We start from the raw sequence: 25,261 nt of genomic DNA on the forward strand, positions 1-25,261 counted from the left end.
AGACAAGAAAGGAGCAGTCTGATGCGACCACAGGCTTCTTGGCGCGGCCAGCGAGCCGCGCAGTGGCAGCGTGTGGCCTCCTTGCTGCCCCCGGCAGCGCCGGCGCGCCCGAGCGTGGGGGAGTGGCTGCGCCAGGTGGGGATCTGGCTGGTGGCGCTCACGCTGCCTGAGCTGGTGGGCGGCGTGCTGCTGGTGCGGGCGCTGCCGTGGGCGGCGCGGGTGCGGGCGGATCTGGGGATTGCGCTGCTAGCGGCGGCGGCGCTGCAGGTGGTGCTGGGGCTGGCGCTGTGGCGGCGGGCGGCCCACTGGTGGGTCCTGCTGGCGTTCCTGCTTGCTGGGATCATCGGGGCGCTGCTGCGGTAGCGTTCCTGGCCGGGCAAGGCAACGGGCTGGTTGCCGGCTGGCGGTGGTGCCTGTCTGCGACGCGAGGGGCGTCGTGGGAGGTCGTCCCGACGGGATCACCGCCAGCAGGGAGCCAGCCGGTTCGGTCCGATCTGGTGCAGCGGACCGGTTGTGCTCTCTTTCCTTGGAGCAAGGAAAGGATCTGAAGCCTGTTTTGAGGAGGATGTCAGATGACGCAACCCAGTACCAGTGCACAGCGACGCATGACGGCGCCGTCTCCCGAGGACATCGAGAAATTAACGCAGTTGCGGGAGATTGTCCGTCAGGAGGCAGCCACAGCCTCGCCATTCATGGCCAGTCTCTGGGAAACGCTGCATGCCCACGTCTCCCGCGCCCATCTGCGCGCCCAGCGGGCGTTGACTCGCGCAGAACGCTCGGCGGTGCTGCAGGCGGCCAAGGCGGCGCGCAGTCAGCACGGCGCCAGAGCAGCGCAGGGGCAGGGGGAGGAAAAGCAGGAGGAGACCAATGGCTGAGGCTGAGGACCCCAAGACTGTGGGAGGCGAGCCGCAGACGCGCGATCTCGTCTCGTTGGCCTTGCAGGCCCTCCAGCGCTGGAGCCTGGGCCCGGGGCCATCGCCGGAGCCCGAGGGTGCGCCGGAAGCGTCCGTGCCGGCCTCCGACCCAGCGCAGGCAGCCGTCATTGCGGCCCAGGCAGAGGGGCAGGGGCGTGATCAGCCCCTGCCCTCGACCCTGCCGACAGCAGCGGAAGACGACCCAATAGCGCGCTACCGCCAAAAAATAGAGGAGTTTGATGCAGACAGGGAAGCCCCCATAGGGAAAGGCGTCCGGCTGCTGTTGTTGACCACCGGCTACGTGGCGCCGGTCTGCTGTGCGGCATTGTTGGGATGGGAGTTTGGAGAGCTGTTCGGCAAGGGGGATTTCTTTTTCAGCACGGCCCTGCATGTCCTTTCCCTCTCCGGTGAGCTGATCATCGCAGGGCTGGCTCTGGCCACTGCCTGGAGCCTGAAGCGCGTGGGGTCGGACCGGCACCTGCTGCCGCGAGCTGTCCTCTGCGGAGCGCTCTTTCTGGTGGCCTCGATTGGCTCGGCCACTGCCCTCTGGTGGGCGCTTTCCGCCTCCCCGATTCCCCCCATCGTGCTTGCCTTTCGGGTCCTTGTTCCCATCCTCATTGAAGTGGGGGGAATGGCTGTCGTCGCAACGCTGGATTTCCAATCGTTGGAGGCATTTCTTGCTGGCTTACATCGGCGAGCGGAGGCGATCCAGCGGCTCAGCGAAGCGGAGCTCCGGCTGAAAGCGGCGGAGCAGGAGGCAGCCAACAGGCAGAGGGAATATGAAGAATACCGCTTGATGCGAGCGCGGAATGAGGAAGTGTTGCTGAAAATGCTGGAGATCCAGAGCCGCGGCGCGTTGGCGGCCCTGGAACGGCAGGTGAAGGTGATTGAGAGCGAAGCGGTCCAGCCAGCGCTGCCGCCGGCTCAGCCGCAGCAGAGCAAGACGGAGGAGTTACCGCCGGTGAAAGAAGCGCCGTCCTGGAGCCTGCTCACGAGCCAGCAGGCCTGGAATCCGCGTGGGCACCAGGCCCGCACCTAGGAGGGAGGCGAGAAGATGCAGGAGAGCACTCTGCGACGGCTGCTGGAGGCCCAGCAGCCGCGGCTCTCGTATACGCTCCTGGGGCCAGAGGAAATCCTCACCTCTGAGTGGGGGCGTCGACTCCTGCTCTTTCTGGCCACCTCAACCGAGTACTGGACGCTGCGCGTACGCCCCAATCCTGCCAGCAGCCTGGTGGTCTGTTGGGAGCATAATTCATGCCTGCCCTGCCCGACCCTCTCGTTGCGGGAGGGGTACTGCTACGCGGCCTATGAGCTGCCGAAGTGGTTTTCTCTGGAAGGGAAACTGACGCGCAAGAGCGCGCCGGTCTTTCGCGGCGCGCTGCTGGCAGGCCTGCAAGAGGCCTATCAACGGTTATCGACTCTCCCGCGCTCGACCCGCCGCCGGTATGAGCGTGCTGTGCAGACCATGCTCAGCGGGCGTGGCAGACCGCGGCGCTGCCCCAAGATGTGGTCAGAGGAGAGCCACAAGCGGGCAGAAGTGGAGAGCAGTGGGCAGAAGTGAGCCTGCCCGTTGCTAGGCACGGCAGGGTTTTTGCCCCGTTTTCGTCCATCTCTGAGAGTTCTTTCCGGAGGAAGGAGGGCCCTTCATGCCTGAGGTGTCCTTCATCCTGCTGGTGATCAGTGGGACCATCCCGATCGCCGGAAGGCTGGCTGCTGTTTCTGCTCTGGCTCACCCGGGAGGGAAGCCATGCACGAAGCGACGTTTACGAGCTATCAGGTACAAATGGTGACGCCAGAGGCGCGTCGAGTGATTGAAGCCGCTGGCGGGCAGGTGGTCGCACAGCCGGAGCGAGGGGGCTACCTGGTCTGCCATCCGCTGCCCGAGACGACAGCGGAGACAGAAGACGGCTGGCTGCTCATGGAGCGAGCCGAGTCCCTCACCCCGTCATCAGCCGGGCACGCCGGATCACCCCCCAGCCGAGCCGGGGCGAGCGGCCAGGAGCCGTGCCCCTGGAGCGCGGGCAGCATCCGGGTCAACGGGGGCTGGTGTGCCGGCCTGTGGGGGCTGGCGATGCTCCTCAACGGGCTGGCCCTGGCGAAGGGGTGGCAAGCGCCGCCCTCCTGGCTGGCCTGGGGCCTGGATGAAGTGGTCGCCGGCGCCCTGCTAGGCGGCTGGCTGCTGCTGACCTGGTGGCGGCAGCAGCGGCTCTGGCTGGTCGGGGCGCTGCTATTGGTCGGCGCGCTGTGGCTGGCCTCCTGGCTGTAGCTGGCTCCCTCCAGCCCAAGGCGAGGAGGCGCCCCATGAGACGAGTGATTTCGACAGTTTCAATGCTTCCAGAAAGGATCGCCATGACGTATCAGTTGAACAAGCGCAAATTGTTCGCCCTGTTGGCCTCCCATGCCGAGGACTTCTCTTACTTCCTTGCCTCGGCTTTCAAAGCATATCAAGAGCGGACTCAGTGCTCGCGGGAAGAGTTGGCCCGTCTGCTCTCCTGCTCGGTAGAAGAGCTGGATCATCTGGCCATCTGCCGGAGACCAGCCAATGAGGAGGAGCTCACCATTGTCGCTGAACGCTACGGCGTCCGCGCCGAGATCCTCCGCGAGATCCTGGCCGAACACTGAAGGAAGGAGCACTACCATGCTAGATATTGGCCTCTTCCTGGTTCTCCTGACGATGGTTCTCCTGACGATCGGAGCTGTATGGTTCTTCTACGAAAAGCAGATTGAGCAGGCTCAGCAGAAGCTGGATCAATTGCTAGACGAATGGTTGCAAGAAGCCAGGGAAATCCCCAACCAGTTCCCTAGCGATCCTTGTCTTGACCCCAGTGGGGACGCTGACAGACGTACGGCCAAGCTCAAGCTGGTTGCACGCCGGCTGAACCGCTGGCAGCAGCGAAAGGAGCAGGCATGACCTGCCGAGAGACGCCCCCGCCATCCCAGGCCCGGCAGCAGCCTGCCGTCGAGGAGGGCTGGAGCGCGCTGGCGCTGGCTCGCCTCACCAGGCCCCAGGTGAGCGCGCTGCTCGGACGGGAAGGCTATCGCTTGACTTTTCGACTGGCGGCTTGCCGGCGGCGCTGGGGCTGGCTGCCGGCGCAGTACCACTACACGGATGCGGCCGGGACCGAGGTGATCTGGCTGGCGGGTCCCGACCCGGAGCTGCGCGAGGCAGACCCGCAGGCTCCTGCGCACCGCAGCCGGTTCTGGGTGTATGCCAGCCGGCGGGCGCCCGAGCGCGCGGAGCAGATCCGGGCGCGGCTCCGGCAGGTGTGGGGTCTGGACTGGTACCCCTTGCCGGAGCCGCCAGCCCCTCCGCTGCGTCCCACCTCCTGAGACCACGTGACCCTCCTTCCACAGAGGGTAGTCCTGGATAGGAGCCATCGTAGCCATGCGATGGGTAACAGAAAGGAGCTGTATGGAACACCACCTGCACCACCTGACGACGCTCCTCCAGCAGATCGAGCAGCTGAGCGCCACCGTCATGGAACCGCTGCCGCAGGCTCTCTCCCTCGCCGAGGTGGAGCGTCGCCTGGCGCATCGGAGCCAGCTACAGGCCCTGCTCAGGTCTCTGGAAGAGATCCTCAACGAGCTGCCGGCCTTGCCTGACCCCGAGGGGATGGCCTGGGCCCAGGCGCTGCTGGCTCTCCCCTCCAGCCTGATTGTAGAAGTGGACACGAGCCGCCTGGGAAGCACCGCGGAGCTGCTCCGGCTGGTGCTGGTGCGCCCCAGTGACGGACAGACCATCTTCGACCAGATCCTTCGTCCCCAGCGGGGGTACGACCCGGCATCACTGACCTACAATGGGTTGACGCCTGCACAGCTTGAGCAGGCTCCAGAAGACCTCTCAACGGTCTGGCCCGCATTCCTGCAGCAAGCCAGAGGGCACATGCTGATCGGCTGGAACTGGGCATGGGATGCGGACCAGCTGCGCCGGGCCAGCCGCCAGCTCGGGTTGGGGCTGCCGGTGCTGCTAGGGATCGACCTGCAGGAGCCGGCGCGGACCTTCTTCTCCCAGCCCTATGCGGGCCTGCCCACCCTCTGCCGGCTCCTCGGTGCTCCCCTGCCGCAGCCAGCGACAGCGCTTGACCGCGCGCGGGGGCAGCTGTTGGTGCTCCGAGCGATGGCGGAAGGGCGCCTGGGGCCGCTGCACTCCCTCTCTGAGCCAGAGGAGGCAGACGACGGGCCTGACCTGGAAGACTCCCAGCCCTTCTAAGCGTACTCTGCTGCAGCTCCAGGGCCTGCCCTGCCCTGGAGCTGCTTGCTGCAGGCAGAAAGGAGGTCACACGTGAACACGATGCAGTATCTGGCTGAGCGAGCCCGGGCCGTCTACGAGGAAGAAACGGAGCGACAACGCCGTGCACGTCAAGCTGCCCGGGCCGCAGAAGAAGCAGAGCGCCACCAGGCCGAGCAGCAGGCCCAGAAGCGCTGCGAGCAGCTCCTTGGGCTGCTCCACGAGCGGTACGGCCTACCGGAGGCCCTCTGCGCCTGGATGCGCAGGAAGCCAGGCTCCTTCCTGTGCCTCCAGGTGCAGATCCCGGAACCCTTTGGGTGCGCGGACTGTGACTGGGAGCTGTCCCCAAGCCAGGAACGGGAAGCGTGGTATGTGCAGGCTCGGTGCAAGCGACTCGGGCTGGACATCACGGGCAGGCTCCAGCCCGAATCGCTCAGCCGCTGGCTGCTCTTCCGGCTCGAAGCTTCCCGGCGGATGCATGAACGCTGGCAGGAGCTGGTCGCGGAAGAGCAGGCGGCGCGTGCCGAGCTGGCCCAGCGGGAGGCGGAGCTGGAGGCGCGCGCCTGCGCGTGGCCAGAGGGGCAGACGCTCACCCTCTACCAGGTCCACTATGTTCGGGGCGTGGCCGCGACAGAGGATGGCGAGCACTGGCTGGAAGCGTCGGGCTGGTGCCGCGCCGACCAGCCGGATGCGGACGGCTACCTGAGATTGGAGCCGACTGCGGACGGCCCAGAGCGCCTGCTCAAACTCGATCCGAATCTGCATCGGCCCCTCTTTGAACGCCATGAGTTCACCAGCCCTGCCGAGCTGCCCTGGGAACTCACCGAGCTGTGCCAGGAGCAGATCCGCGGGTTCCGGTGGCAGCAGGCCCACGGACGGTCCTGGCTGGTCCGGGACCCGGCGGAGTCCGTGTCGTTCTCCTTCCGAGTCCCGTTGCCCTGGGTACGGGAGCTGCTGGCCCCGTGCTCCCAGGACCGCCATGACGAGCACGCCTGAGGACAGGTGTTCGGACAGCGGGGGAGGACAGCAGCCTGTGCGGTCAGGTTGCGGCTCCTCCCCAGCTGCCATGACGACCACATAACGACCAAGGAGAGAAACGATGGCGAGAAGCCGGAGTATCCCTGTGGCCCTCTTGAAAGAGCCAGATTTCTTTGAATTGTCCCCCGAGGCCCGCGTTGTCTTCATCGGCCTCATCCTGGAGGCCGATGACGAAGGGCGCGGGCGAGCCCATGTTGGACTACTGGCCCGTTTATTCAACGTCAGCGAAGCTGCCGTGGAGGAGGCGCTCAGCCAGTTGGTTGAGCGGGGGCTGCTGCTGCGCTACCAGATCGGGCGCCAGTCCTACTATCAGTGGCTGACCTGGAGGAAATGGCAGTCCTTATCCAAGCCCACCCCATCCCAGTTGCCGCCACCGCCAGCGTCCCAGGTCGCTGAGCCGGAGCCAGCAGCGGATCTGGGTGGGAATCCCCAGGAAAATCCAGGGAAACCCGGGGCTTTCCTACCTGAAGAAGAAGGGGAAGGGGAAAAGGAAGAGGAAGGGGAAAAGGAAAGAGGAAGAGAAGGAGAACGGGAAGAGGAAGGAGATGGAGACGGGGCGGCGCAGGCGTGCGAGGCGCAGAAGATTGTCCCGTTCCCTCGCCCGGCCGTGCCACCACGCTCCGCCCCCAGCAGCGCCGGCGCCAGCGCCGGGGAGATCTCGCTCTGCCAGGAGATTGCCGAGATGCTGGGAATACCGCTCTCACGGCATCTCAGACAGGTGATCGAGGAATTCGCGGCGACCATAGGCTGGTCGGCCGTGCGCGGCGAGGCAGTCGAATGCGTTGAGTATATCCAGGACCCGCGAAGGAATCAGAAGCAGCAGCGCCTGACCCCGGGCTTTTTCCGGCGGTGGCTCAAGCGCGTCCAGGTCGCCCAGGCTCAGGAACCGTTGCTCTCCAGACAAGAGGCTGCAGCTGGGCCGGAGGGGGCCAGCCCGGCGAGCGCGGCCAGGCCGGAGAGCGGTCGCTGGCCCTCCAGGCGGGGCACTCGTTCCCATCGCCCAGAACCGGCCTGGCAGTCTGATGCAATGGCCCAGTATCGGGCCTATGTGGAGGTGCAGCGGCAGGCCTGGAAAGCAGCGTGCCAGGCCGAGACGCAGGAGCCCGGGGCCGCTGCGGGAGGGAGCTGAATGGGGGCATTCACTCGACTCGGGGCCGCCCTGCGTGTGCCGGCACGGCTGGCCAGCCAGTTTGCCCCAGAGCGCATCGCGGCCTCGCAAGCTGAGGCGCGCTGGACCTGTCCCGCCTGCGGGACCGTCGTCGAGCCGCTCGCGCTGGACGACGGGCGCTGGCTCCGGTTGCGCTGCGGTTGCGAAGTATCGGCGAGCGCGGAGCAGCAGCGAGCGCAGCAGCGCGTCCTCCTGGAGGAACAGCGGAGACAGCTGCTGGCGAGCCAGCTTTTTGGCTGGCTGGCCCCGGCCCAAGCAGCCCATCCCGCTGGGCACTTCGAGTCGTTCCGGCTTGCTATGCTCCCAGGCGATACGCCCCAGACCGTGCGGCAGCGCCGGATCGCCTTGCAGGAAGCGCAGCGGTTTGCGCACGATCCCCAGGGCACGTTGCTGCTGGTCGGCCCCCCTGGGGTGGGCAAGACCCATCTGGCGGCGGCCATTGCCCGCGCCCGGGTAGCCGCAGGACAGGCGTGCCTGTTCGCCAGCGCGGTAGCTCTCTTCGAGCAGATCCAGGTGCTGCTGCGCCAGGACGACGACTACCTGCGCCTCCTCCAGAAAGCGATGCAGACGCCCTTGCTGGTGCTAGATGACTTGGATAAACCCAAACCCAGTGATTTCCGGGAAGAGGTGTACTATCGGCTGTTGGATCAGCGGCTCCAGAGCGGGCGAGCCATGGTGGTGACGGCCAATCATCCCCCAGATCAGCTCGTGCCCTGGCTGGGAGCCGCGGGGGTCTCGCGGTTGCTGGCTGAGGCGCACGTGGTTGAGCTGGAAGGACCGGACTACCGGTTACTGCCCAAGCGGGCCCGTGCCCTGTCCTGATGGCGCTGCTCCCGATCGGAGCAGCAGCGGTACGCATCACGAAAGGAAGAAAGGAGCACTCCCCATGAATGACACATTGCTGCTGGCATCCCTGGTGGGGCTAGTGGTGGTGCTCTGTGCGGTCGGTCTGGTTGAATTTATCAGATACTGGACCCGCATGGAGGAATGCTACAGGCAGCGCGAGCAGCTCCTGGCCCAATGGGAGCAGGAAGACCAGGAGCTGCTGCGCAGACACGAGGCTGAGGCTCGGGCGGCGTTTCGCGCAGCAAGGAGTCGCAGCAAGGAGTCACGGCCATGACCCCCTTCATGCTGGAGCGGCTGGCTGAGATCGATCTGGTGACCCTGGATGCGGCAGTGAGCACGGGGCCAGCGCTCGCGCGTGCCCGGCGGCTGCTGACCAACCGCCAGCGCCTGGCGCCGGGGCGCCCCGCCCACCTGCTGCTGCACGCCCACAGTCCCCGCGAAGAGGACCTGGCGCGCGAGGCGACGGCGACCCTGGCCCCGCTGGTGGCCGCCGTCCATCTGCGGCGACTGCGCAGTCGCACCGAGGTGGCCAGCGAGGCCCTGGCCCTGCATCGGCAGCTCTGGCCCGCGGAGGAGGAAGCCCGGCGCAAAGCGCGCCTGCTGTGCTTGATCCGCCGCGGGGGAGCGGGCAAGCCGCAGTTCATCGCCCCCTTTGTCGGAGGCGCCGGCACCACCTGCGGGGCCTGGACGCCGATCGTGGCCTATCGCCGAGGCCGCCAGACCTGGATTGCCGGCACGCGTCCGCCCGAACAGGAGCGCGGGGCTGAACCGATCCGCGGCTTCCTGCGCGGCAACTATGCGCAGGGGGTGTGCCCGGTCGCCTGTAGCTTCTGCTACCTGCGCGGCCTGCATGGCATGGGCATCAAAAGCGTGGCCCTCAATCTGGAGGACGTCGTGCCCGAGCTAGAGCAGCTCCCGCGGGGCAGTGTGGTCAACTGGGCGGAGCTGGGCGGCCCCGTCGAAGAAGATCCCTGGTTTGTCGACGAGCAGGGACAGGGGTCACTGGTGCAGACCATCCTGGACCTGGCCAGCGCGCGCGGGATCGTCTCGTTCTTGCTGACCAAGGGGGTCTATGAGCCGTACCTGCGGCTGGAAGGGCGGCTGGCCCTGGTGGCGATCAGTCTGAACCCGGCGGCCATCTCGGCGCAGTTTGAGCCGGGGGGAGCGCCGCCCGAGGCGCGGCTACGGGGGCTGGCCTGGGCCATCGACCACGGGGCACTGGATCATACGATCCGGCTGGGGCCGATCATTCCGGTGGCCGGCTACCGGCAGGCCTACCACGAGCTGTTTGCCCAGATCCGCGACATCCTGGGGCCGCGGCTGAAGCGGATGACGGTGGACATCCTGCGCTTCTCGCCGCAGATGCCACGGGTGCTGCGGGCGAGCTTGCCCGAGGAGCAGGTGGCGCCCTTGCTGGGGGAGCTAGAGACCAAGGTGGTGGCGCACAAGTATCGCCCGTCGGTGACGCGACAGCAGCGGCTCTATCGCTGGGTGCGGCTGCTGTTGGCGCGCTATGGCCTCGGGCAGGTGCAGACGACGCCCTGCAAGGCGGACCCGCGCGAGGCCTTGCAGTTTCTGAAGGCGGGGGTGATTAGCAGCATGCCCTGCGCCTGCCACATCAGCTATCGACTCCGGGCCGAGCTCCAGCGCGGCCCGCTGCCTGTGCTCAGATATGGCAAGGAGACCTCCCATGATAGACCTGAAGATAGAGACGCATGCAGACCGAAACCATTCTGACGTTCGCTCGGCCGTGAGAGAAGCGGCTGGGAATGCGCTAGACCCGCTGAGGCCTACAGAAAGGAGGTCACCCATGTTCCAACAGCCCCCATCCCGCCAACGGCTGCAGCAGGCCGCGCGACAAGAGCGCTATATCGCCGAGCAGCTGCACCTCGCGCGCTTTTGCGGCCAGTGCGGCCAGTACGTGCCGCCAGAGGTCTACCGGCCCACCTGCTGGTTCTGCCGGAAAATCATCTGCTCGGCGTGTGAGAAGAGCATCTTCTCTCGTACATACGGGCTGGCATGAGGATTGCCCTGACTACTTCTAGGGAGGAACCAATGATCACAGGAGCATCCAGTGAGGCCGCCCGGCGCTGGCTGCAGCGCGCCATCATCCCGGTCGGCTATGGCGCCCGGCTGCATCGTCGACTCATTCCCCAGGCGCTCGCCTGCCTGCCCACGGCGCTGCTGGTGGATGTGCGCTGGTCCGCCCGCTCGCGTTGCCCCGGCTGGTCCGGGGCCGCGCTGCAGAGGCGCTATGGGGCGCGCCACTATCTGGATCTCGGCCGGCTCCTGGGCAACCGGGCCTATCGGGAGCCCGGCCAGATCTGCATCGATACGCTCCCGCAAGGCGTGCAAGCCCTGCTGCAGCTCCTGGAGCAGGGGCAGTCGCCGCTCTTGCTGCTCTGCGGCTGCGCGGTCTACGGGCGCTGTCATCGGCGGGTCATCTGCGAGGCCGTCCAGGCTGCTGATCCCGCCGTGACGATCTGGCAGCCGGAGCAGGTGCAGCTCTGGCTGGGAGCGTTGAGCAGTCAGGAGGAGACAAGCCATGAAGCCGCCAGAGACACTGCCAGACGGCTGTAAGCCCTTGATCGAGCGCGCCCGCGCGGCTGGGGGTGAACGGTTCGCTGACCTGGTCAGGCGGTTCTCCGCCATCCTCCCAGCGGTCTGGGTCGAGGAGCTGATCGCCTGCGTGGAGGAACTCAGGCAGGCCATCCTGGCGGAGATGAGCGCCGAAGAAGCCCTCCAGGCCTTGGCCAGGGCCACGGAGCGGCTCCTGAAAGAGCTGCCGGCAGACCCACGCCTTGAGACCCTGCTGGCCGGTATTGAGGGAGAGACGCACCGATCCAGCGGTTCCTGTCGGCCGGGGCGCCTGACCCGTGCGTCTGGCGCTGCCCGCGGGGGCCAGGCAGGCCTGGAACAGCACGCGGCGGCCACCCTGTGGGAGTGAGCCAGCACCCCAGGAGGGAGAGATGCTGACATGACAGGATCACCACCTGGACCCGCGGCAGGGGGCTGTCCCTTCTGCGGGACATCGCCGGAGCAACTGGGCATGTGGGAGCACTGGCTGGAGCGCAAGCTGGCCCGCGAGCGGGCCTATCTCGACCGCCGAAAGCGTCGGGGCGTGCACACGCCCACGGACGAAGTCCTCGAAGAGGACCAGCGTCAGCTGCAGACCCTGCTGCAGGTGATCCGCCAGGCGCGGGCGTGTGCCTCTTCAGCGGGAGTGTTTCCTCTGCTACCGGCGGGGCAGCAGGACCCGCCGCTGCACCCGTGCTGTCCCTATCCCGACGAGGCCTGAGTCCCCTGGCGGTTCTCTCACTATTCCTGTCCGAATTCCTTGCGCATGCCGGCGGCATGCCCATCGCTTCCCGTTGGGTGCCCCGCTTCCCAGAAGGCTTCCTGGCGGGAAAGGTATGGCTGCCATTGTTATCCGACTCAGACTCAAGTGAAAGGAGAACCGATGAAACAGCCCACCCCGACGAAAAAGAACCTGCAAGCAACTTCCCCTATGTGGCTCAGTGTTGCTGACGTGGCAGTATTGCTCCAGGTGTGTCGTCAGACAGTCTACAGCTATCTGCGAGCTGGACTGCCTTCGAAGAAAATTCGAGGGATCAGGCGTATTCGACGAGATGAACTGGAGCAGTGGTTAAATCAATTCTGAGCGATGCATCCCGAAGCGAAGCCCTGCTTCCCTGTCTCCCTGTTCCTGGGAGGGAGCAGGGCTTCTCTCTCAAGGAGGAGTCAAGCAGACATGAAGAAAAGGAGACGTGCTCAGGGAGAAGGTTCAGTGTTCAAACGCTGGGATAGTCAGCTACACCGATACCAGTGGATTGCTCAGATTACTTTCAAGGATGGGAAACAAAAGCAGTTCCGGGTAAAGAGCGAAGCTGAAGGGGTGAAGTTGTTAAGGAAGTTGCATCGAGAGATAGAAGAAGGACTGATGATTAATAGGACGATGACTGTCCGGGAGTACCTGGAGTACTGGATAGAGGAGGTTCATAAACCCACGATCAAGATCAGCTCCTATATCAAGTATCGGAAACTCATTCGGACGCATATCCTTCCCCAGCTCGGATCAATACGCCTGGAACAGCTCTCTCCCCAGATGGTCCAGAAATTCTATGTACAGAAGCTGCAGGCGCTGTCCCCGAAAACGATTCGGGATATCCACGGAGTGCTTCATCGAGCGCTCCAAACTGCTGTCGATTGGAAGATGCTTGCCTGGAATGTCTGCGACGTTGTTAGACCACCGCGCTTGGGGAGAGCCAAGAGGAAAGCGCTCTCACTGGAGGAGGTACACAGGCTCTTGGAGGCGGCACGGGGACATCGGTTAGAGCCGATGATTATCCTGGCCCTAGTCACTGGGATGCGGAGGGGAGAGCTGCTTGCGCTCACGTGGGGGGATATTGACTGGAAAGCGAGGAGCGTGGAAGTCTGCAAAACTGTTGAGTACTTTCCGCATGTGGGATATGTGGAAGATGAACCGAAGACAGAAGCAGGCAAACGGCACATCATCTTACCAGTATTTGCGATGGAGCTTTTGAAGCAGCATCGTGCCAAGCAGGAGGAAGCAAAGCGAGTCCAATCCAGCAAGTGGCAGGATCACGACTTGGTGTTTCCCAACCAGCGTGGAGGCTATTTAAGCCCGAGATACGTGGAGAAGACGTTTGGACGGCTGGCAAAGACAGCGGGGTTGAAGGTGACCTTCCATAGTTTAAGACATACTGCCTCGACCTTGCTGAGAAGTATGGGGGTGGACATCAAGGTCATTCAGGCCATGTTAGGGCATAGTAGCATCCAGGTGACGGCAGACATTTATTCGCATGTGTTCCCTGAGATGCTGGGGAAAGCGGCGGAGCAGTGGGACCTCCTGTGGCATCAGACGACCCCTCAAACTGACACGCAGACTGACACAGAGCAAACAGACCACTCCGAAGGCAGATGAGGAGTGGTCTGAAAGTGGTGGAGATGGGGGAGAGTCGAACTCCCCGTCCAGGCAAACCTGTTAAAGGATATCCTACAGGCTTAGTCGGTGTATTGCCTACACGCAGAGGACTCCCACCGACAGGATTCCTCAGCGCTGACCCTCTGGTCTTAGACGCCGACTAGAGGGTGGTCATCGGCATCGCAGCCCATGTCGTCGACGCCCGCATCTGACCCCACAGGCAAAGGTCAGAGGGACGACGCTCGCCTAATTAAGCGGCGAGAGCGTAGGAGTAATTCGCCTTGTTGGCAGTTATTTTTTCGCCGGTTGTTTAACGAGAGAGCGTACCGGCACCTCGGCCTGCAATCCTTTCAACAGCTTGTCTGTCGAAACCCGACATCCCCATAGTGCGGTCGATCGGGCGAATCAACCCCGATCGCCATGCACACCTAGCCAGTCTAGGCGATCAGAGGCAGGATCTTCAAGGATCTCATAGAAGACCACTCTCTTAGTGGCCTCTTTATTCTACCACACCATATAACACTGGGCAAGGGGGGATTATTTCAGGCGCTCCAAAAAGCGTTGAAGATGAACGATAAAACGCTCATGAGTACCTTCCCCGATTTTCTTCTCCTCATCATAGGCCTCCACCCTGAAGACCAGGCGCCGGCCATCCACCTCGACCAATTCGGCAGTAGCACGCACACGCTGGCCGATCGGAGTCGCCGCCAGATGCCGCACATCGACCTGCGTGCCTACCGAAACATACCCCTCCTCTAAAAAATCCGCCACCGCTCGCCAGGCTGCATTCTCCATCAAAGCGATCATCATAGGAGTCGCAAAAACTTCAACACCACCCGCCCCAACAGCCGCAGCCGTGTTCTCATACACTACTGTCGTGCTTGCCTCGCCCTTCAGCCCTGGTTGCAAACTCATTACGCTCTCGCACCTTTCTTGTAGTCTAATATTCCTCAAAGGAGAACGCAGGAGCATAGCATAGGCCTGTCTCCTGCGTCTCCATGCCCGCAGGCACTATATCCTTCACAATACTGGTCCCTCACATCGCGCTCTGCCTGGCCTACTGCTGGCTAACTGGAGGCCATAGCCTGACCCTGACCGGCTCCCGCTCCAGCCTGACCCACTGAGAAACCTTGAGCTTGCCGTGTCTGAATCTCGCGGGCGCGCGCACGCAACTCGAGTGCTCGGCTGACCTGGCGCGTTTGCTGTAGCAGGAGGGCATAGTTTTCGAGAAAACGCGCGTAGGTCGGATGATTCTTGCCGAAGGCACGCTCACCGATCTCTAAGGCCCGCTTGAAGAGCGTTCGCGCTGGACCATACTTGTGCAAAACAGTATAAAGCGTTGCCAGATTATTCAGATTGACCGCCAGTGCCGGATGGTCAGCGCCGAGCGTCCGCTCGCGTATCTGGAGAGCACTCTGATAGAGAGGCTCCGCTCGCTCATACTCACCACGGTCATGGTACAGCATCGCCAGATTTTCCAGACAGCTTGCTGTATAAGGATGTTCATCGCCAACAAGCTGCCGATAAATGGCTAACGCCCGCTGATATAGCAGCTCGGCCTGCCCATAACGGCCAGTCTCGCGATAGAGCAGAGCCAGATTATTCAAGGTCGTCGCCAGATCCAACTGCTCAGCTAAAGGCAAACCCTCATGGATCGCCAGAGCCTGCAGATAGTAGCGCTCGGCCTGCTCATACTTCCGCTGGGCGTGGTAGAGGCTTCCCAAAGCACTGAGCGTCTGGCCCACAGACGGATGATCACCACCTAGCGACTGCTGGCGCAGACCTAACGCCCGTTGATAAAGGATCTCAGCCTGCTCGTAGCGTCCCTGCAGCCGATAGAGCGTCGCCAGCTCGTGATACAGCGTAGCGAGCAGCGGATGCTCTGGGGCTAGCTCCTGCTGCCAGCTCTCCAAGACCTGGAGAAACAGCGACTCAGAGCGCTCAAAATCGCGACGGTCGCGATAAAGCAAGGCCAGACGATAGAGAGCCCGTGTTAAACCCTGGCGATCAGCCCCGCTCTGGCGCTCTTCAATGGCTACCACCCGTCGATAGAGAGTTTCCGCCTCGTGGGATCGACCTTGCTCCTCATAGAAAAGCGCAAGATTATAGAGGCTGGCGCTTAACTCAGGATGCTCTGGCCCAAGCTGTTGCTCACGTATAGCCAACGCACGGCGTAAGAGCGGCTCAGCCTCACGATAGGCCACACAGCGCTGCAGGTAATAGCCCGTCTGCTCCAATAAACAGGCGGCATCGGGGCTGACAAGCTGCCACTCCTCAATCCAACGAGCACAGGTCAGCAAGTGCGGCAGATAGGCCCGACAGAGAACCCCAGGAGGGGCGGCCTCGCTCATGCAGGCACTCTCTACCAGACGAATGGTCTGCTCTGCCCACAAAAGACGCGACTCGCGGCTGAGACGCTGGCGCACAAAGGCACTTACCAGCCGATGAAGAACCAATGTCCCCCGACTGTAGTCGACTAGCGCAAAGCGACGCAACTCATGGATCAACCGCAGCAGATCAAAGTGTTCCAGCAAGAGCTGACGTAAGCTCTCTTCCAATTCGCCACCGCCGTTTACCAGCAGCTCTAAAGGAATGTGATCAGGCTGAAGGAACGAGCAGAGACGCAACAGCTCAGTGGCACTGTGGCTGGTACGCTCAACGCGTGAGAGACTGATGTAGAGCACGGCAGCGAGCGACTCGGGAAGGCCTTCAGCGAGATGGGTAACCAGCCCGGCGCTCCGCTGCCGCTGAAGCTCAACGCTGGCCTGTTTGTAGAGATTCAAGTAGCTGCTGAGGCTGCATTGCTCCGTCTCAATATAAGCCCCAGCCAGAACAAGCGCCAGAGGGTTAGAGCCAAGCATCGCAGCCAGCTCATCTGCTCGACTGGCCTCCGCTGGCGGAGCATCTTCAAGGGCTGCCTCCGCCGGGAGCACCCCCGCACTCCTCAGCAGCAACAGGGCTGCCTCCTCAGCCGCAAGCGGCGCAAGCGTCACATGCTGTGCTGTGGAGAGCGCCAGCGGCTGACGCGCCAGGAGAATCAAGTGTCCCCGCGCCCCTACGGGCAGGAGATCACGCACCGTATCGGCACTCCCAACGTTGTCCAAGATGAGCAGCCAGCCCGGAGTCTTTTCCAACCAGCGACGAACCGCCAGCGCCACCAGATACTGATTAGGAAGCGAGCGCTCGGGCAGCTCTAGCGCTTCAGCAATACGTGTCAACTCATGAATAAGCAGCTGACGACTGGCCGCATTGACCCAGAGGACGGCTTCATACTCATGGCCGTAACGATAGGCATACTCGAGAGCAAGCTGTGTTTTACCACTACCGGCCGGTCCGCTCACCACCTGTGGTGGCGTAACGGCGCTGGCCTTGTTGCTAATAGGAATGTCGTGCAGATAGGTGAGCAACGAAGCACGTCCAGAAAAGAGAGGATTACGCCGATAAGGCACAAGCCAGGGTGAGGGCCTGGACCAGGCTGGCTCTGCCGCCGCTGCAGTAGCTCGCGGCGCCGGCGGAGGCGGCAAACGCATGGCAGCAGCAGAGGAAGCCGCCGTACTCATAGCAGCAGCGGCAGAGAGCCAGGTACGAAGCTCTGTCACTACCTGCTCCCAGGCCGCTTCACGATCCTCCCAGGCGCTAATCGCCACGCCGTTCGTCGGCAGAACCGCTAAATCAGCTAACGGCGTGTCTTCACGCTCAGTCGGTCGCACGAGCACAGGGATCACACACGCCAGACCTGCTGCATGACGCTGGAGGGCCACTTTCAGCTCTGGACTATAGCAGTAAGCAGAGTGCACAAAGTCAGGGCTGATAAGCAGGAGAATAAGCTGCGCTCGTTCCAGGGCAGAACTGATCTCATCGCTTCCTTGCCAGGAAAAACCCTGACCCGTAGCACGCTCCTCCCAATCGGCAATGAGACCTTGCCAGCGAAGTTGATAGAGGTGATTGATAAGTTCATTGCGCGCGGCTTCATCTTTGAAGGTGTAGGCCAGGAAGACCTTCACTGCCATGTTCTGGCTCCTTGCGTCTGTGTGAAACAAGGGCAGTTCCTTGCCCTACCGCCGGGAAGCCCAGGGTTCTTCATTGCCTGGTGAACAGAGAGAAAGGATGAACGCCCTTCGGACGAAACACGAAGGTAACGTGCATCTTGTACAGTGGCTACACATCTAGTATACACTCACTAAGAGCGAGGTCGCAATAAATGAGGCGAGGAATCCAACATGCCCCTTGCTCCCTATCGGCTTCAGAGCCGATACGGCCTATCTGCTTCGCTAGAGAAATTTATCTAAAAAATAGTGTACCATTCTATATGGAGTGATGTATGGTAAGTGTAGTTCAGCGTATCGCACATCGCGGCGGGGCGCGGCTCGCGCCAGAGAATACCCTGGCAGCCTTTCGACGGGCGTTAGCATTACCAGTTGATGCCATTGAACTAGACGTTCAGATGAGTCGTGATGGCCAGCTCATTGTCTTCCACGATGCGACGGTTGAGCGGCTCACCGATGGTCGGGGAAACATTCTCGATCTGGACTTCGCCTATCTGCGCAGTCTAAACGCTGCGGCGCGTTTCCCCGGTGGCTGGCCGGAGCCGCAACGTATTCCGACCCTGCGTGAAGCTCTCGAAGTTGTCAAAGGGCAGCGACTCGTCTGGATCGAGATCAAGCCCAGCCGGCGCGGGAGTGTCTACGGACGCTATCCAGGCATTGGCGAGGCCGTCGTCAGCGAATTGCGGCAGTGCGGCATGCTCGATCAGGCTGTCGTCATCTCCTTTGACTGGTATTTGCTGCCCGAGATCAAGCGCCTGGCGCCGGAAATGCAGACGGGCGCTATCGTTTCCGAAGAGATCTGGGACCCCCAGGCTGGCCAGGCGCTGGATACGCTGCTGGAACAGGTGCGCGAGCTAGGCTGTGACTGGCTGGATCTGGAAGACGCCCTCTTTCAGCCGGAGCATCCGGCCCTCATTCACAGTTATGGCCTGAAACTGGGGATCTGGACGGTCAATAGCGCCGAACGCCTCCGTATGCTCGCGGCGAGCGGCGTCGATGCCCTGACCAGTGATCAGCCTGATCTGTTCGAGGCTTTGTCATAAGTCGCCGGCTGAGTCAATACACAGGTCAAGACCTCATCCCTTCAGGGGGAAACGTGTCCTTTCTCTGCAGTCACTCGTTCTAGATCCAATGAGGTGGTTCTCCCTTCCCCCATATGTAAAGGTACCATCAGCTACTGTCAGGGAGCGGCAGTATGCTATAATAGGCCGGCGCACGGAGAGCAGGCATGAGCCTAAACTCAGCGTTTGTGGAGACCCAAGAGTATGCAGCAGATGGAAATGTCATCGCTAGCCATTCCCCAGCGAGCGGACACCGCCGTCGCTACCACTGCCGAGAAGAACGGAAGGCAGCGTGTGGCGATCTCGGTCGTCATCCCGGTTATGAACGAACAGGAGAATGTCCGCCCTCTCTTCGAACGGCTGACTGCCCAGCTTGAGCAGCTTGGCCAATCCTATGAGGTGATCTTTGTTGATGATGGGAGCACCGATAACACCTTTGCCGAAGTGAAGGCGCTGCACGATGAGCATCCCGGGATCGTGCGGGTCATTCGCTTCCGCAAGAATTTCGGTAAAACGCCGGCGCTGGTGGCGGGCTTTAGCCGCTGTCGGGGAGAGATTGTCTTTACAATGGATGGCGATCTCCAGGATGACCCTGCTGAGATCCCGCGCTTCCTGGAGAAGCTTGAGGAAGGCTATGATCTGGTCTCCGGCTGGAAATATCCGCGCCTTGACCCTATCACTAAAACCTTCCCCTCGCGCGTCTTCAATGCTCTGGTCAGAACGCTGACCGGCGTGCCACTGCATGATATCAATAATGGTTTCAAAGCCTATCGGCGCGAAGTGATCGATGATGTCCATCTAAAACTCTATGGCGAGTTCCATCGCTTTGTCCCGGTCATGGCCCAGTGGCGCGGCTACCGTGTGACGGAGATCAAGGTCCGCCATCATCCCCGTCGCTTTGGGGTTTCGAAATTTGGGGCCCGGCGTTTCGCTCGTGGGCTGATCGATCTGCTCAATGTGCTTTTCCTGACCACTTTTCTGCGCACACCCTTGCGTTTCTTTGGGCCTTTTGGTTTCTGGACATTTGTGCTGGGGCTACTAATCGATGCCTGGGTGGTGATTCGCAGCCGCCTGATCGAGAATCAGCCTATTCATACGCAGCCAATGCTCTTCGTTGGCATTCTATTGATGATCTTCGGGGTGCAGTTTGTTCTGGTGGGCCTACAGAGTGAGATGATCCGTCATTATGCCTTCCAGCCAGGGGAGGAATATAGCATTAAGCAGGAAATCGATGTCCAATGAGCAGAGCGATCCTTCTACGCTGGGGCAAGGTGCTGGTGCGCTTCGGCCTGCCGGTCATCGTCTTGGCTTTCTTCGCCATCCAGGTGAGGAATAACTGGAGCGCGCTGGCCTCCCATCGCTTCGAGTGGAATCCTGTTCTGTTGGGTCTGGCTTTCTTGGGCTTCGTCTTGCAGGAGCTTTCATTCGGGCTGATCTGGAAAAATGTCCTGGCTCGTCTGGGCTATCATTTGCCCCTGGGTGCCAGCCTGCGTATCTATCTGGCCTCGGAGTTTGTGCGCTATATTCCCGGCAATGTCTGGCATGTGCTGACGCGCATCCTCTGGGTCGGAAAGTATGGGGTACCGCGTTCGCTGGCCTTCACCAGTATGGTGGTGGAGCTGGTGACTAAGCTGGCAACGGGGGCCTTCGTCTTCGCTCTCAGTCTGTTATTTTGGCACGATGTCCATGCCCTCGGCTCAACCCAGGGCCTCTTCTTTCTGGCCTTCAGCGCTGCAGCTGTGCTGGCGGTGCTTATCGGTCTGCATCCGCGCGTCCTGGGAGGCTTCCTCAATCTGGCGCTGCGTCTGTTGAGGCGCGAGCCAGTAAGGCTGGCGCTGCGTTATCGCGATATTTTGCTCGTCTCGCTCTTTTGGTGCCTGAGCTGGTTGATAGCGGGCCTGGCCTTCTATGTGCTGGTACTGGCGCTGTGGCCTGCGACGCCAGTGAGCGCTTTGCCAATCTGCATCGGCATCTATTCCCTGGGGTGGGATATCGGTTTTATCTCGTTTATTACACCGAGTGGGCTAGGCTTCCGTGAAGGGGCCATAGCACTACTCTTCGCCTTCTCCTTACCTATGCTGCCTACGGCGCTCGGCTACGTGATGGCTCTGCTCTCGCGCCTGGTCTCGACGCTGGCTGAGCTACTGTGTGTCAGCGTAGCCTACCTCGGTGGCCTGCGCCAGGTGCGGCAGATTCGCGCCGAGCAGGCGGAGGAGCAGAAGCAACGGCAACAGCCGCAGGGAGCGCAACCGCAGCCACTCGGTCAACAGCCGACGGCCTTAAGGGATGAGGCTCATTCACTGGCAGCGGAGGCCATCACTGCTGATGAGCTATCGACAGAGCAGGCAGAACCTGCCCCGCAGGCCGCAGCCTCTGAGGCGTCGGTCGCTCCCTTTGAGGGAGGGAGGGGATATGAACAGTAGCTTTGCTCTGCGTAAGTGGCTGGCTGTCTGCTGGAACCGTCTTTATCTTTATCCCCCTCCTGAGCCGCTGCCGCGCCGTCGCTCTTTTTGGATTGCGACGGCTTTGGTGACGCTGGCTGCTCTGCTCTTTTCTGCTTTCTTTATCTGGTACTTGACGGCGCGGCAGGATGCTTTCCAGACCAACGCCGAGGATCTGGGGATTATGGATCAGGCGGTCTGGTCAATTCTTCATGGCGCCATCCCCCGTCAAACGATTTGCAATATTGTCGGCGATACGAATTGCTATAGCCTCAATGGCATTAGTCGTTTCGCCATTCACTTTGAGCCTGTGCTCTTCCTGGTGGCCTTGTTCTATCTGTTCTGGGCCACCCCAAAAACTTTACTGGTGCTGCAAACGCTGGTCGTAGCCACTGGAGCTTTCCCTGCTTTCTGGCTGGCTCGCCTCCGCCTGCGCAATGAGTGGATTGCCAGCGGCTTTGCGCTGCTCTACCTTTTGCATCCTCTCCAGAACCTGGCCCTGCTCAATGACTTTCACGCCGTCACTTTTACATCGGCACTTTTGCTGTTCGTTCTCTACTTTATGTACACCAGACAGACGGTGTGGCTCTTCGTCTGCGCCGTGCTGGCTATGGCCTGCAAAGAGGAGATCCCTATCCTGGTGGCCCTCTTTGGCCTCTGGTCGCTACTCTTCCAGCGTCGCTGGCGTTCGGGTCTGGGTCTGGTGCTGCTGGCTCTGGGCTGGATTGGGCTGGAGCTGGTGATTACGCGCCTTGCTGGTGGGCCGCTGCTGGCCTCGCGCTATGCTCATCTGGGCAATGGGCCGCTCGATATTGCTAAAAATATCTTGCTTCACCCGCTCACTATATTGAAAAACTATGTCTTTGAGCGACAGCATTTCTTCTACCTGCGCCAGGTGCTCAGTCCCACTGGCTATCTACCGCTCCTGGCGCCCTGGGTACTGGTGCTGGCGGTGCCAACCCTGGCGCTCAATTTGCTAAGCTCAAAGCCTGATATGTATAGCGGCCTTTACCACTATAATGCCGAGATCGTGCCAGTGCTGATCTTTGCCAGCATCGAGGCTGTGGTAGTCATCGGATGGGTAGCGCAGCGGCTTCTGCGGTGGGCCGGCCTTCTCTGGCAGAGGATGATAGCGGCCTGGCGGCGTTGGCAGGCGAGCCTGGCCGTGCGTAACCCGTTCTCGGCTCTGGCGCGCTCTCGTGGCGCCTTAAGCTGGGGGCAGATCGTACTGCTGACCTTGCTCACGGTCTATCTGCTCTTCTCAGCAGTGCGGGCGGATGACGCTCACGGCACGATCCCTTTCTCGCCGGGCTTCAAGTGGCCGGTTATCAATGCTCACACCCAGCTCGCTGAGCGTTTCATCCAGATGATTCCGCCAGAGGCCTCCGTCTCTGCTCAGTCGGCCCTTGTTCCCCATCTCAGCCATCGCCAGCACATCTATCTTTTTCCCTATGCCGATGAGCAGGCCGATTATGTCTTCCTGGATGTGACCAGCGATATGTATCCGCTCTTTCTGGGCAGCTATGTCTCCGAGGTCAAGAAGGTGCTCTCGAGCGGACACTACGGGATCGTGGCCGCTGAGGACGGTTATCTGCTGCTCAAACGCGGTCTGCCGGCCCCCGGTGTTTCCCCGGTCTCGTCGGTATCTGGCGGGCCAGCAGCCCTGCCTGCTCTGCCGAAGGCCTTTTGCTCCTTCCAATGGGTCGGAGCGCAGCAGGTCGAGCATCCGATCACTGCCACCTTCACGAGCGCCGATGGAGCGAAACCTCTGGTGGATGTGGTAGGCTACAGTACGCCAACACCGGCTGCCCTTGATCAGGGAACCTATCTCCAGTTTACGTTCTATCTGCGAGCTAGAAGCGCCTCGCTGCCAGCACTCGACTTGCTGGTCTTGCTCAGGGATAGCGCCGGTCGGGAGCACCTCTTGTCTCAGGATTTTCCAGGCTTCGCTTTTTGTCCTACTACTACCTGGCAGCCTGGTCAGATCCAGAGACTGAAAACGCTGGCTTTCAGTCTTGGCTCTGTCCATGTTGCTCCCGGGCTAGCCCATATTTCTATTGCGCTTGTACCTGCGAGCCGTTCGGGCAGTACAATGATGGATGTGCAGGCCAGACTGCCTGTGCAGGTCCAAGGTGCATCCGGGGCAGTGAGGGCCGTGCCGGATGCACGGGAGTTGCAGTTGACGAGCGTATTTGTTCGCTAACTTCAGAGGCGCCGCTGAGTGCGCGTAGAAAGGGTTCGTGGCATGGGAGTTTTGCTTGGTCAACTCCCGCTAGCAGAAATGGGACGCTTGAAAGCTGAGCTGGCGGAGACTTTGATCGCTAACTTCTGCTACCCGCGATTTTACGATTATCGAACCGAGTCTTTGCGGATGCGCCCGGTCGATAGCGCGAAACGCAAGGAGGTCTGGCTCTATTTGAGTTCGGTCGACTTCACGGCCTGGAACCGCGTGGACGTGATGTCGCCGGAGCTGCAAACCTATATTGAGCGCCTCTTTATCCACTTTGTGCAGCGCAATCGGGCGTTTTTTGGCAACCAGGGGCGTAAGCGCATGGCCGATGTGCGCATGCTGATTACTACTTCAGCCCAGGCGGTGGCCGAGGGTCTCCGCGCCCACCTGGCCAATCCGCAGAAGAAAAGGTCCTCTTTCGGTAGCCCGCGGCCCGTGCCTTCCTGGGCCACGACTCGCGCGACCCCTGAGCCTGAGTTAACATGGGAGCAGATCAGCCAGTCCACTCTGTTGCTCCAGCAGCAGCTGCAGGAGCTGCGCGGAGAGATGGATGGCTATGAGAGCCGCCAGGCAGGCACGAGCTTGCCCTCAGCTCCGGGACGGCCTGCCATGCCCTTGCCGACGGTGTCAGGCACGGTGGCCGCCGGCAGAACGCCCGCGACGGCAGAGGAACGTCCGGCTGCGGCTGCCTCTGCTGCGTCAGCCTCCTCGCCTCCAGCACGGCGCGCTCCTCCTATTCCGTCGCGCGCTTTGCCCGGTTCGCCCCCGGCAGCGGCAGGCACGCCGGTTCCTCCCGTGCGCCGCTCTTCGGGAAAGCTCTCGCAGCCCGGCCCTCAGCCGACAGAGCCTCCGGCGGCCCAGGCGGCTTCGTCAACTGCGCCGGTGCCGGTCCAGCCTCGCTCTCCCGTGGGAACACCGGCGGGCGGGCGCTCAGCTATGCCTGCGCCTGCCGAGGGAACCCCTCTGCCGGCCAATGAGGATGTGACGATTTTTGAGGAGATGCGTCAGCAGCTCGTGCTCTGGCTGCGCCTGGAGGCGGTGCGCCTGGGCCTGGATATTTCTGGTCAGAGCCCCTCTCAGTTGATCGAACTGCTGCGGCGCCAGGACGGCTTTGAGCAGACGCGCTTGCAGGTTATTTCAAGCTTGCTGAATTTGATTGCTCAGGTGCTCAGGAATGGTAAGGCCAGCCCAATGGATTATAAGCAGGGGCTGATGTTCTTCCTCATGCATACACGTCAGCTTCGCCCCTAATGCTGCACTGCTCGACAGGTTGCCTCTGGAGAGTCAGCCGCCTCTCCAGAGGCAAAACAATCTCTTGCTTATAGCTCAGTTTTCCTTCACAGGGCCTTTCTTTTACTTGTTATAGCATGAAGTGCTCCTACCTTTGAAAACAGGACCTCCATAAAAATTTCGTTAAAAATCTTCCCTATGGAAATATTTATGTTTTTTACACCTTCCCGCTCCCGTATGGCTATGGTATAACACGTATAGCAATACGAGGATTTTTAAGACCTGGGGATACAGCGTTTTGCAGCTTACCCGCTCTAGTAACCGGCAAGAGAACGGATGCTTCCTAAAGGGAGGCGGGTGGCTCTTGTTAGGAGGGACCCTGAGAGGGAGTGTTATGCCTAATGGCTAAAGGTCGTGAGAATGCTGCTGATAGCCTTCTACCCGTGCTGGAATTTTTCCGTGCAAGGCAACAAACAGGGCTACTGAGTGTCGAGCGTCTGCGCAATGGTCAGCTTGAGGAGGGGGAGATCTATTTGCGCGCTGGCCGACCTGTCTATGCCGCCGCCGGCCAGCTCTCTGGCCAGGATGCTCTGAATCTCCTGCTAACCTGGAGCCCGATTCGCTTTGCCTTTTTCCCAGACGCTCCTTACCCCATTCGCCCAGATAGTTCCCCTCTTCCTGTGGCACGCCTGACTCCCTTGCTGCCCAGTGTAGCGCGCAGCGAGGGGAATCCTCAGCTCCCTCTGGCGCCGGAGAAGGTCAACGATGATGCTGCTGGATATATTGGCATATCTACATATGGTAGCAGCTACAGGCCCGGCCTCGAATGGCTGGTGCCCCGGCGCTTGAGCGACGATCTCAGTGTCTTATCGCTGTTAAGCCGGCGACAGCGCTCGGTCTATCTCCTTGTCGACGGGCGGCGCACGGTAGCTGATCTGGCCCGCTGTACGAAGAAGAGCGTACAGGAAATCGAGCGCATCCTTGTTGAGCTGCAAGAGCAGGGATTAGTCGCTGTCTGACCGGGCAGGCGGCTAGCTGGCAAGGCCGGCCCGCGAGGGCAGCAGTTAGTGAACCGCTCTTCTTCTCAAGCTGTCCGCCTGCTGGCCAGGCAAGC

The 25,261-nt window shown here is 61.6% G+C and carries 28 protein-coding genes and 1 other RNA gene; 26 read left to right on the forward strand and 3 right to left on the reverse strand.

Features of this window, described 5'->3' with window-relative positions; all coding sequences use genetic code 11:
• Positions 1 to 21 precede the first annotated feature (21 nt).
• From AC6H1L_RS16800 to AC6H1L_RS16895, 20 genes are all read left to right on the forward strand, one after another.
• A complete protein-coding gene (locus AC6H1L_RS16800; protein ID WP_497598626.1) occupies positions 22 to 363 on the forward strand; it encodes a hypothetical protein in 342 nt (113 codons plus the stop codon).
• 209 nt (positions 364 to 572) lie between these two features.
• Positions 573 to 875 (forward strand): hypothetical protein, encoded by a 303-nt coding sequence (locus AC6H1L_RS16805; RefSeq protein WP_497598627.1) that lies wholly within the window; start codon positions 573 to 575, stop codon positions 873 to 875.
• Complete coding sequence (locus tag AC6H1L_RS16810) at positions 868 to 1,953, forward strand: hypothetical protein (protein WP_497598628.1); 1,086 nt, start codon at positions 868 to 870, stop codon at positions 1,951 to 1,953. Before AC6H1L_RS16805 ends, AC6H1L_RS16810 begins: the two co-directional genes overlap by 8 nt.
• Before the next feature lie 15 nt (positions 1,954 to 1,968).
• Positions 1,969 to 2,475, forward strand: a complete 507-nt coding sequence (locus AC6H1L_RS16815; protein WP_497598629.1) for a hypothetical protein — start codon at positions 1,969 to 1,971, stop codon at positions 2,473 to 2,475.
• A gap of 186 nt (positions 2,476 to 2,661) precedes the next feature.
• The gene (locus AC6H1L_RS16820; protein ID WP_497598630.1) at positions 2,662 to 3,180 is read left to right on the forward strand and encodes a hypothetical protein; all 519 of its coding nucleotides are present in this window, start codon (positions 2,662 to 2,664) and stop codon (positions 3,178 to 3,180) included.
• 35 nt (positions 3,181 to 3,215) lie between these two features.
• Entirely contained in the window at positions 3,216 to 3,536 is a 321-nt protein-coding gene (locus AC6H1L_RS16825) for a hypothetical protein (protein WP_497598631.1), read from the forward strand.
• A gap of 16 nt (positions 3,537 to 3,552) precedes the next feature.
• Positions 3,553 to 3,825 carry a hypothetical protein gene (locus tag AC6H1L_RS16830; protein ID WP_497598632.1) on the forward strand — a complete coding sequence of 91 codons (273 nt, stop codon included), beginning with the start codon at positions 3,553 to 3,555 and terminating at the stop codon, positions 3,823 to 3,825.
• Positions 3,822 to 4,244: a hypothetical protein gene (locus AC6H1L_RS16835; protein ID WP_497598633.1), complete on the forward strand. Its 423-nt coding sequence runs from the start codon at positions 3,822 to 3,824 to the stop codon at positions 4,242 to 4,244. The genes AC6H1L_RS16830 and AC6H1L_RS16835 overlap by 4 nt, the downstream gene beginning before the upstream one ends.
• 82 nt (positions 4,245 to 4,326) lie before the next feature.
• Entirely contained in the window at positions 4,327 to 5,124 is a 798-nt protein-coding gene (locus AC6H1L_RS16840; protein WP_497598634.1) for a 3'-5' exonuclease, read from the forward strand.
• Positions 5,125 to 5,196: 72 nt separating this feature from the next.
• Entirely contained in the window at positions 5,197 to 6,138 is a 942-nt protein-coding gene (locus AC6H1L_RS16845; RefSeq protein ID WP_497598635.1) for a hypothetical protein, read from the forward strand.
• Between the two features lie 103 nt (positions 6,139 to 6,241).
• Positions 6,242 to 7,309, forward strand: a complete 1,068-nt coding sequence (locus AC6H1L_RS16850; protein WP_497598636.1) for a winged helix-turn-helix domain-containing protein — start codon at positions 6,242 to 6,244, stop codon at positions 7,307 to 7,309.
• Positions 7,310 to 8,170 (forward strand): ATP-binding protein, encoded by an 861-nt coding sequence (locus AC6H1L_RS16855; protein ID WP_497598637.1) that lies wholly within the window; start codon positions 7,310 to 7,312, stop codon positions 8,168 to 8,170.
• A gap of 64 nt (positions 8,171 to 8,234) precedes the next feature.
• Complete coding sequence (locus AC6H1L_RS16860; protein WP_497598638.1) at positions 8,235 to 8,468, forward strand: hypothetical protein; 234 nt, start codon at positions 8,235 to 8,237, stop codon at positions 8,466 to 8,468.
• Positions 8,465 to 9,931 carry a radical SAM family protein gene (locus AC6H1L_RS16865; RefSeq protein ID WP_497598639.1) on the forward strand — a complete coding sequence of 489 codons (1,467 nt, stop codon included), beginning with the start codon at positions 8,465 to 8,467 and terminating at the stop codon, positions 9,929 to 9,931. The genes AC6H1L_RS16860 and AC6H1L_RS16865 overlap by 4 nt, the downstream gene beginning before the upstream one ends.
• 73 nt (positions 9,932 to 10,004) lie before the next feature.
• Entirely contained in the window at positions 10,005 to 10,217 is a 213-nt protein-coding gene (locus tag AC6H1L_RS16870; RefSeq protein ID WP_497598640.1) for a hypothetical protein, read from the forward strand.
• A gap of 32 nt (positions 10,218 to 10,249) precedes the next feature.
• The gene (locus AC6H1L_RS16875) at positions 10,250 to 10,774 is read left to right on the forward strand and encodes a DUF488 family protein (RefSeq protein ID WP_497598641.1); all 525 of its coding nucleotides are present in this window, start codon (positions 10,250 to 10,252) and stop codon (positions 10,772 to 10,774) included.
• Entirely contained in the window at positions 10,740 to 11,141 is a 402-nt protein-coding gene (locus AC6H1L_RS16880) for a hypothetical protein (RefSeq protein WP_497598642.1), read from the forward strand. The genes AC6H1L_RS16875 and AC6H1L_RS16880 overlap by 35 nt, the downstream gene beginning before the upstream one ends.
• 30 nt (positions 11,142 to 11,171) lie before the next feature.
• Entirely contained in the window at positions 11,172 to 11,492 is a 321-nt protein-coding gene (locus AC6H1L_RS16885; protein ID WP_497598643.1) for a hypothetical protein, read from the forward strand.
• A 210-nt stretch (positions 11,493 to 11,702) separates the two neighbouring features.
• Positions 11,703 to 11,855, forward strand: a complete 153-nt coding sequence (locus AC6H1L_RS16890) for a helix-turn-helix domain-containing protein (protein ID WP_497601562.1) — start codon at positions 11,703 to 11,705, stop codon at positions 11,853 to 11,855.
• Positions 11,856 to 11,858: 3 nt separating this feature from the next.
• Positions 11,859 to 13,139, forward strand: a complete 1,281-nt coding sequence (locus AC6H1L_RS16895; RefSeq protein ID WP_497598644.1) for a tyrosine-type recombinase/integrase — start codon at positions 11,859 to 11,861, stop codon at positions 13,137 to 13,139.
• Positions 13,140 to 13,154: 15 nt separating this feature from the next.
• Here the strand turns inward: AC6H1L_RS16895 and ssrA are convergent.
• The 3 genes from ssrA to fxsT form a co-directional block, all read right to left on the reverse strand.
• Positions 13,155 to 13,522, reverse strand: a transfer-messenger RNA (tmRNA) gene (gene ssrA, locus AC6H1L_RS16900).
• A gap of 154 nt (positions 13,523 to 13,676) precedes the next feature.
• On the reverse strand, positions 13,677 to 14,054 hold the full coding sequence (locus AC6H1L_RS16905; protein ID WP_497598645.1) for a thioesterase family protein: 378 nt from the start codon (positions 14,052 to 14,054) through the stop codon (positions 13,677 to 13,679).
• A gap of 152 nt (positions 14,055 to 14,206) precedes the next feature.
• Positions 14,207 to 17,149, reverse strand: coding sequence for an FxSxx-COOH system tetratricopeptide repeat protein (gene fxsT / locus AC6H1L_RS16910; protein WP_497598646.1), 2,943 nt, complete (start codon positions 17,147 to 17,149; stop codon positions 14,207 to 14,209).
• Between the two features lie 311 nt (positions 17,150 to 17,460).
• Here fxsT and AC6H1L_RS16915 point away from each other — a divergent pair, with 311 nt between their 5' ends.
• The 6 genes from AC6H1L_RS16915 (at position 17,461) to AC6H1L_RS16940 (ending at position 25,166) form a co-directional block, all read left to right on the forward strand.
• Positions 17,461 to 18,228: a glycerophosphodiester phosphodiesterase gene (locus AC6H1L_RS16915; RefSeq protein ID WP_497598647.1), complete on the forward strand. Its 768-nt coding sequence runs from the start codon at positions 17,461 to 17,463 to the stop codon at positions 18,226 to 18,228.
• A 222-nt stretch (positions 18,229 to 18,450) separates the two neighbouring features.
• Complete coding sequence (locus AC6H1L_RS16920; protein WP_497598648.1) at positions 18,451 to 19,488, forward strand: glycosyltransferase family 2 protein; 1,038 nt, start codon at positions 18,451 to 18,453, stop codon at positions 19,486 to 19,488.
• Entirely contained in the window at positions 19,485 to 20,669 is a 1,185-nt protein-coding gene (locus AC6H1L_RS16925) for a lysylphosphatidylglycerol synthase transmembrane domain-containing protein (protein WP_497598649.1), read from the forward strand. The genes AC6H1L_RS16920 and AC6H1L_RS16925 overlap by 4 nt, the downstream gene beginning before the upstream one ends.
• Positions 20,659 to 22,890 (forward strand): DUF2079 domain-containing protein, encoded by a 2,232-nt coding sequence (locus AC6H1L_RS16930; protein WP_497598650.1) that lies wholly within the window; start codon positions 20,659 to 20,661, stop codon positions 22,888 to 22,890. The genes AC6H1L_RS16925 and AC6H1L_RS16930 overlap by 11 nt, the downstream gene beginning before the upstream one ends.
• A gap of 42 nt (positions 22,891 to 22,932) precedes the next feature.
• On the forward strand, positions 22,933 to 24,168 hold the full coding sequence (locus AC6H1L_RS16935; RefSeq protein WP_497598651.1) for a hypothetical protein: 1,236 nt from the start codon (positions 22,933 to 22,935) through the stop codon (positions 24,166 to 24,168).
• 380 nt (positions 24,169 to 24,548) lie between these two features.
• Positions 24,549 to 25,166: a DUF4388 domain-containing protein gene (locus AC6H1L_RS16940; protein WP_497598652.1), complete on the forward strand. Its 618-nt coding sequence runs from the start codon at positions 24,549 to 24,551 to the stop codon at positions 25,164 to 25,166.
• Positions 25,167 to 25,261: the final 95 nt, after the last annotated feature.

This window comes from Thermogemmatispora argillosa, assembly GCF_059696725.1.

Bases quoted from the DNA above. Each gene is read 5' to 3' on its own strand.
- AC6H1L_RS16800 (WP_497598626.1), top strand. From the start codon at position 22: ATGCGACCACAGGCTTCTTGGCGCGGCCAGCGAGCCGCGCAGTGGCAG.
- AC6H1L_RS16805 (WP_497598627.1), top strand. From the start codon at position 573: ATGACGCAACCCAGTACCAGTGCACAGCGACGCATGACGGCGCCGTCT.
- AC6H1L_RS16810 (WP_497598628.1), top strand. From the start codon at position 868: ATGGCTGAGGCTGAGGACCCCAAGACTGTGGGAGGCGAGCCGCAGACG.
- AC6H1L_RS16815 (WP_497598629.1), top strand. From the start codon at position 1,969: ATGCAGGAGAGCACTCTGCGACGGCTGCTGGAGGCCCAGCAGCCGCGG.
- AC6H1L_RS16820 (WP_497598630.1), top strand. From the start codon at position 2,662: ATGCACGAAGCGACGTTTACGAGCTATCAGGTACAAATGGTGACGCCA.
- AC6H1L_RS16825 (WP_497598631.1), top strand. From the start codon at position 3,216: ATGAGACGAGTGATTTCGACAGTTTCAATGCTTCCAGAAAGGATCGCC.
- AC6H1L_RS16830 (WP_497598632.1), top strand. From the start codon at position 3,553: ATGCTAGATATTGGCCTCTTCCTGGTTCTCCTGACGATGGTTCTCCTG.
- AC6H1L_RS16835 (WP_497598633.1), top strand. From the start codon at position 3,822: ATGACCTGCCGAGAGACGCCCCCGCCATCCCAGGCCCGGCAGCAGCCT.
- AC6H1L_RS16840 (WP_497598634.1), top strand. From the start codon at position 4,327: ATGGAACACCACCTGCACCACCTGACGACGCTCCTCCAGCAGATCGAG.
- AC6H1L_RS16850 (WP_497598636.1), top strand. From the start codon at position 6,242: ATGGCGAGAAGCCGGAGTATCCCTGTGGCCCTCTTGAAAGAGCCAGAT.
- AC6H1L_RS16855 (WP_497598637.1), top strand. From the start codon at position 7,310: ATGGGGGCATTCACTCGACTCGGGGCCGCCCTGCGTGTGCCGGCACGG.
- AC6H1L_RS16860 (WP_497598638.1), top strand. From the start codon at position 8,235: ATGAATGACACATTGCTGCTGGCATCCCTGGTGGGGCTAGTGGTGGTG.
- AC6H1L_RS16865 (WP_497598639.1), top strand. From the start codon at position 8,465: ATGACCCCCTTCATGCTGGAGCGGCTGGCTGAGATCGATCTGGTGACC.
- AC6H1L_RS16870 (WP_497598640.1), top strand. From the start codon at position 10,005: ATGTTCCAACAGCCCCCATCCCGCCAACGGCTGCAGCAGGCCGCGCGA.
- AC6H1L_RS16875 (WP_497598641.1), top strand. From the start codon at position 10,250: ATGATCACAGGAGCATCCAGTGAGGCCGCCCGGCGCTGGCTGCAGCGC.
- AC6H1L_RS16880 (WP_497598642.1), top strand. From the start codon at position 10,740: ATGAAGCCGCCAGAGACACTGCCAGACGGCTGTAAGCCCTTGATCGAG.
- AC6H1L_RS16885 (WP_497598643.1), top strand. From the start codon at position 11,172: ATGACAGGATCACCACCTGGACCCGCGGCAGGGGGCTGTCCCTTCTGC.
- AC6H1L_RS16890 (WP_497601562.1), top strand. From the start codon at position 11,703: ATGTGGCTCAGTGTTGCTGACGTGGCAGTATTGCTCCAGGTGTGTCGT.
- AC6H1L_RS16895 (WP_497598644.1), top strand. From the start codon at position 11,859: ATGCATCCCGAAGCGAAGCCCTGCTTCCCTGTCTCCCTGTTCCTGGGA.
- AC6H1L_RS16905 (WP_497598645.1), bottom strand. From the start codon at position 14,054: ATGAGTTTGCAACCAGGGCTGAAGGGCGAGGCAAGCACGACAGTAGTG.
- fxsT (WP_497598646.1), bottom strand. From the start codon at position 17,149: ATGGCAGTGAAGGTCTTCCTGGCCTACACCTTCAAAGATGAAGCCGCG.
- AC6H1L_RS16915 (WP_497598647.1), top strand. From the start codon at position 17,461: ATGGTAAGTGTAGTTCAGCGTATCGCACATCGCGGCGGGGCGCGGCTC.
- AC6H1L_RS16920 (WP_497598648.1), top strand. From the start codon at position 18,451: ATGCAGCAGATGGAAATGTCATCGCTAGCCATTCCCCAGCGAGCGGAC.
- AC6H1L_RS16925 (WP_497598649.1), top strand. From the start codon at position 19,485: ATGAGCAGAGCGATCCTTCTACGCTGGGGCAAGGTGCTGGTGCGCTTC.
- AC6H1L_RS16930 (WP_497598650.1), top strand. From the start codon at position 20,659: ATGAACAGTAGCTTTGCTCTGCGTAAGTGGCTGGCTGTCTGCTGGAAC.
- AC6H1L_RS16935 (WP_497598651.1), top strand. From the start codon at position 22,933: ATGGGAGTTTTGCTTGGTCAACTCCCGCTAGCAGAAATGGGACGCTTG.
- AC6H1L_RS16940 (WP_497598652.1), top strand. From the start codon at position 24,549: ATGGCTAAAGGTCGTGAGAATGCTGCTGATAGCCTTCTACCCGTGCTG.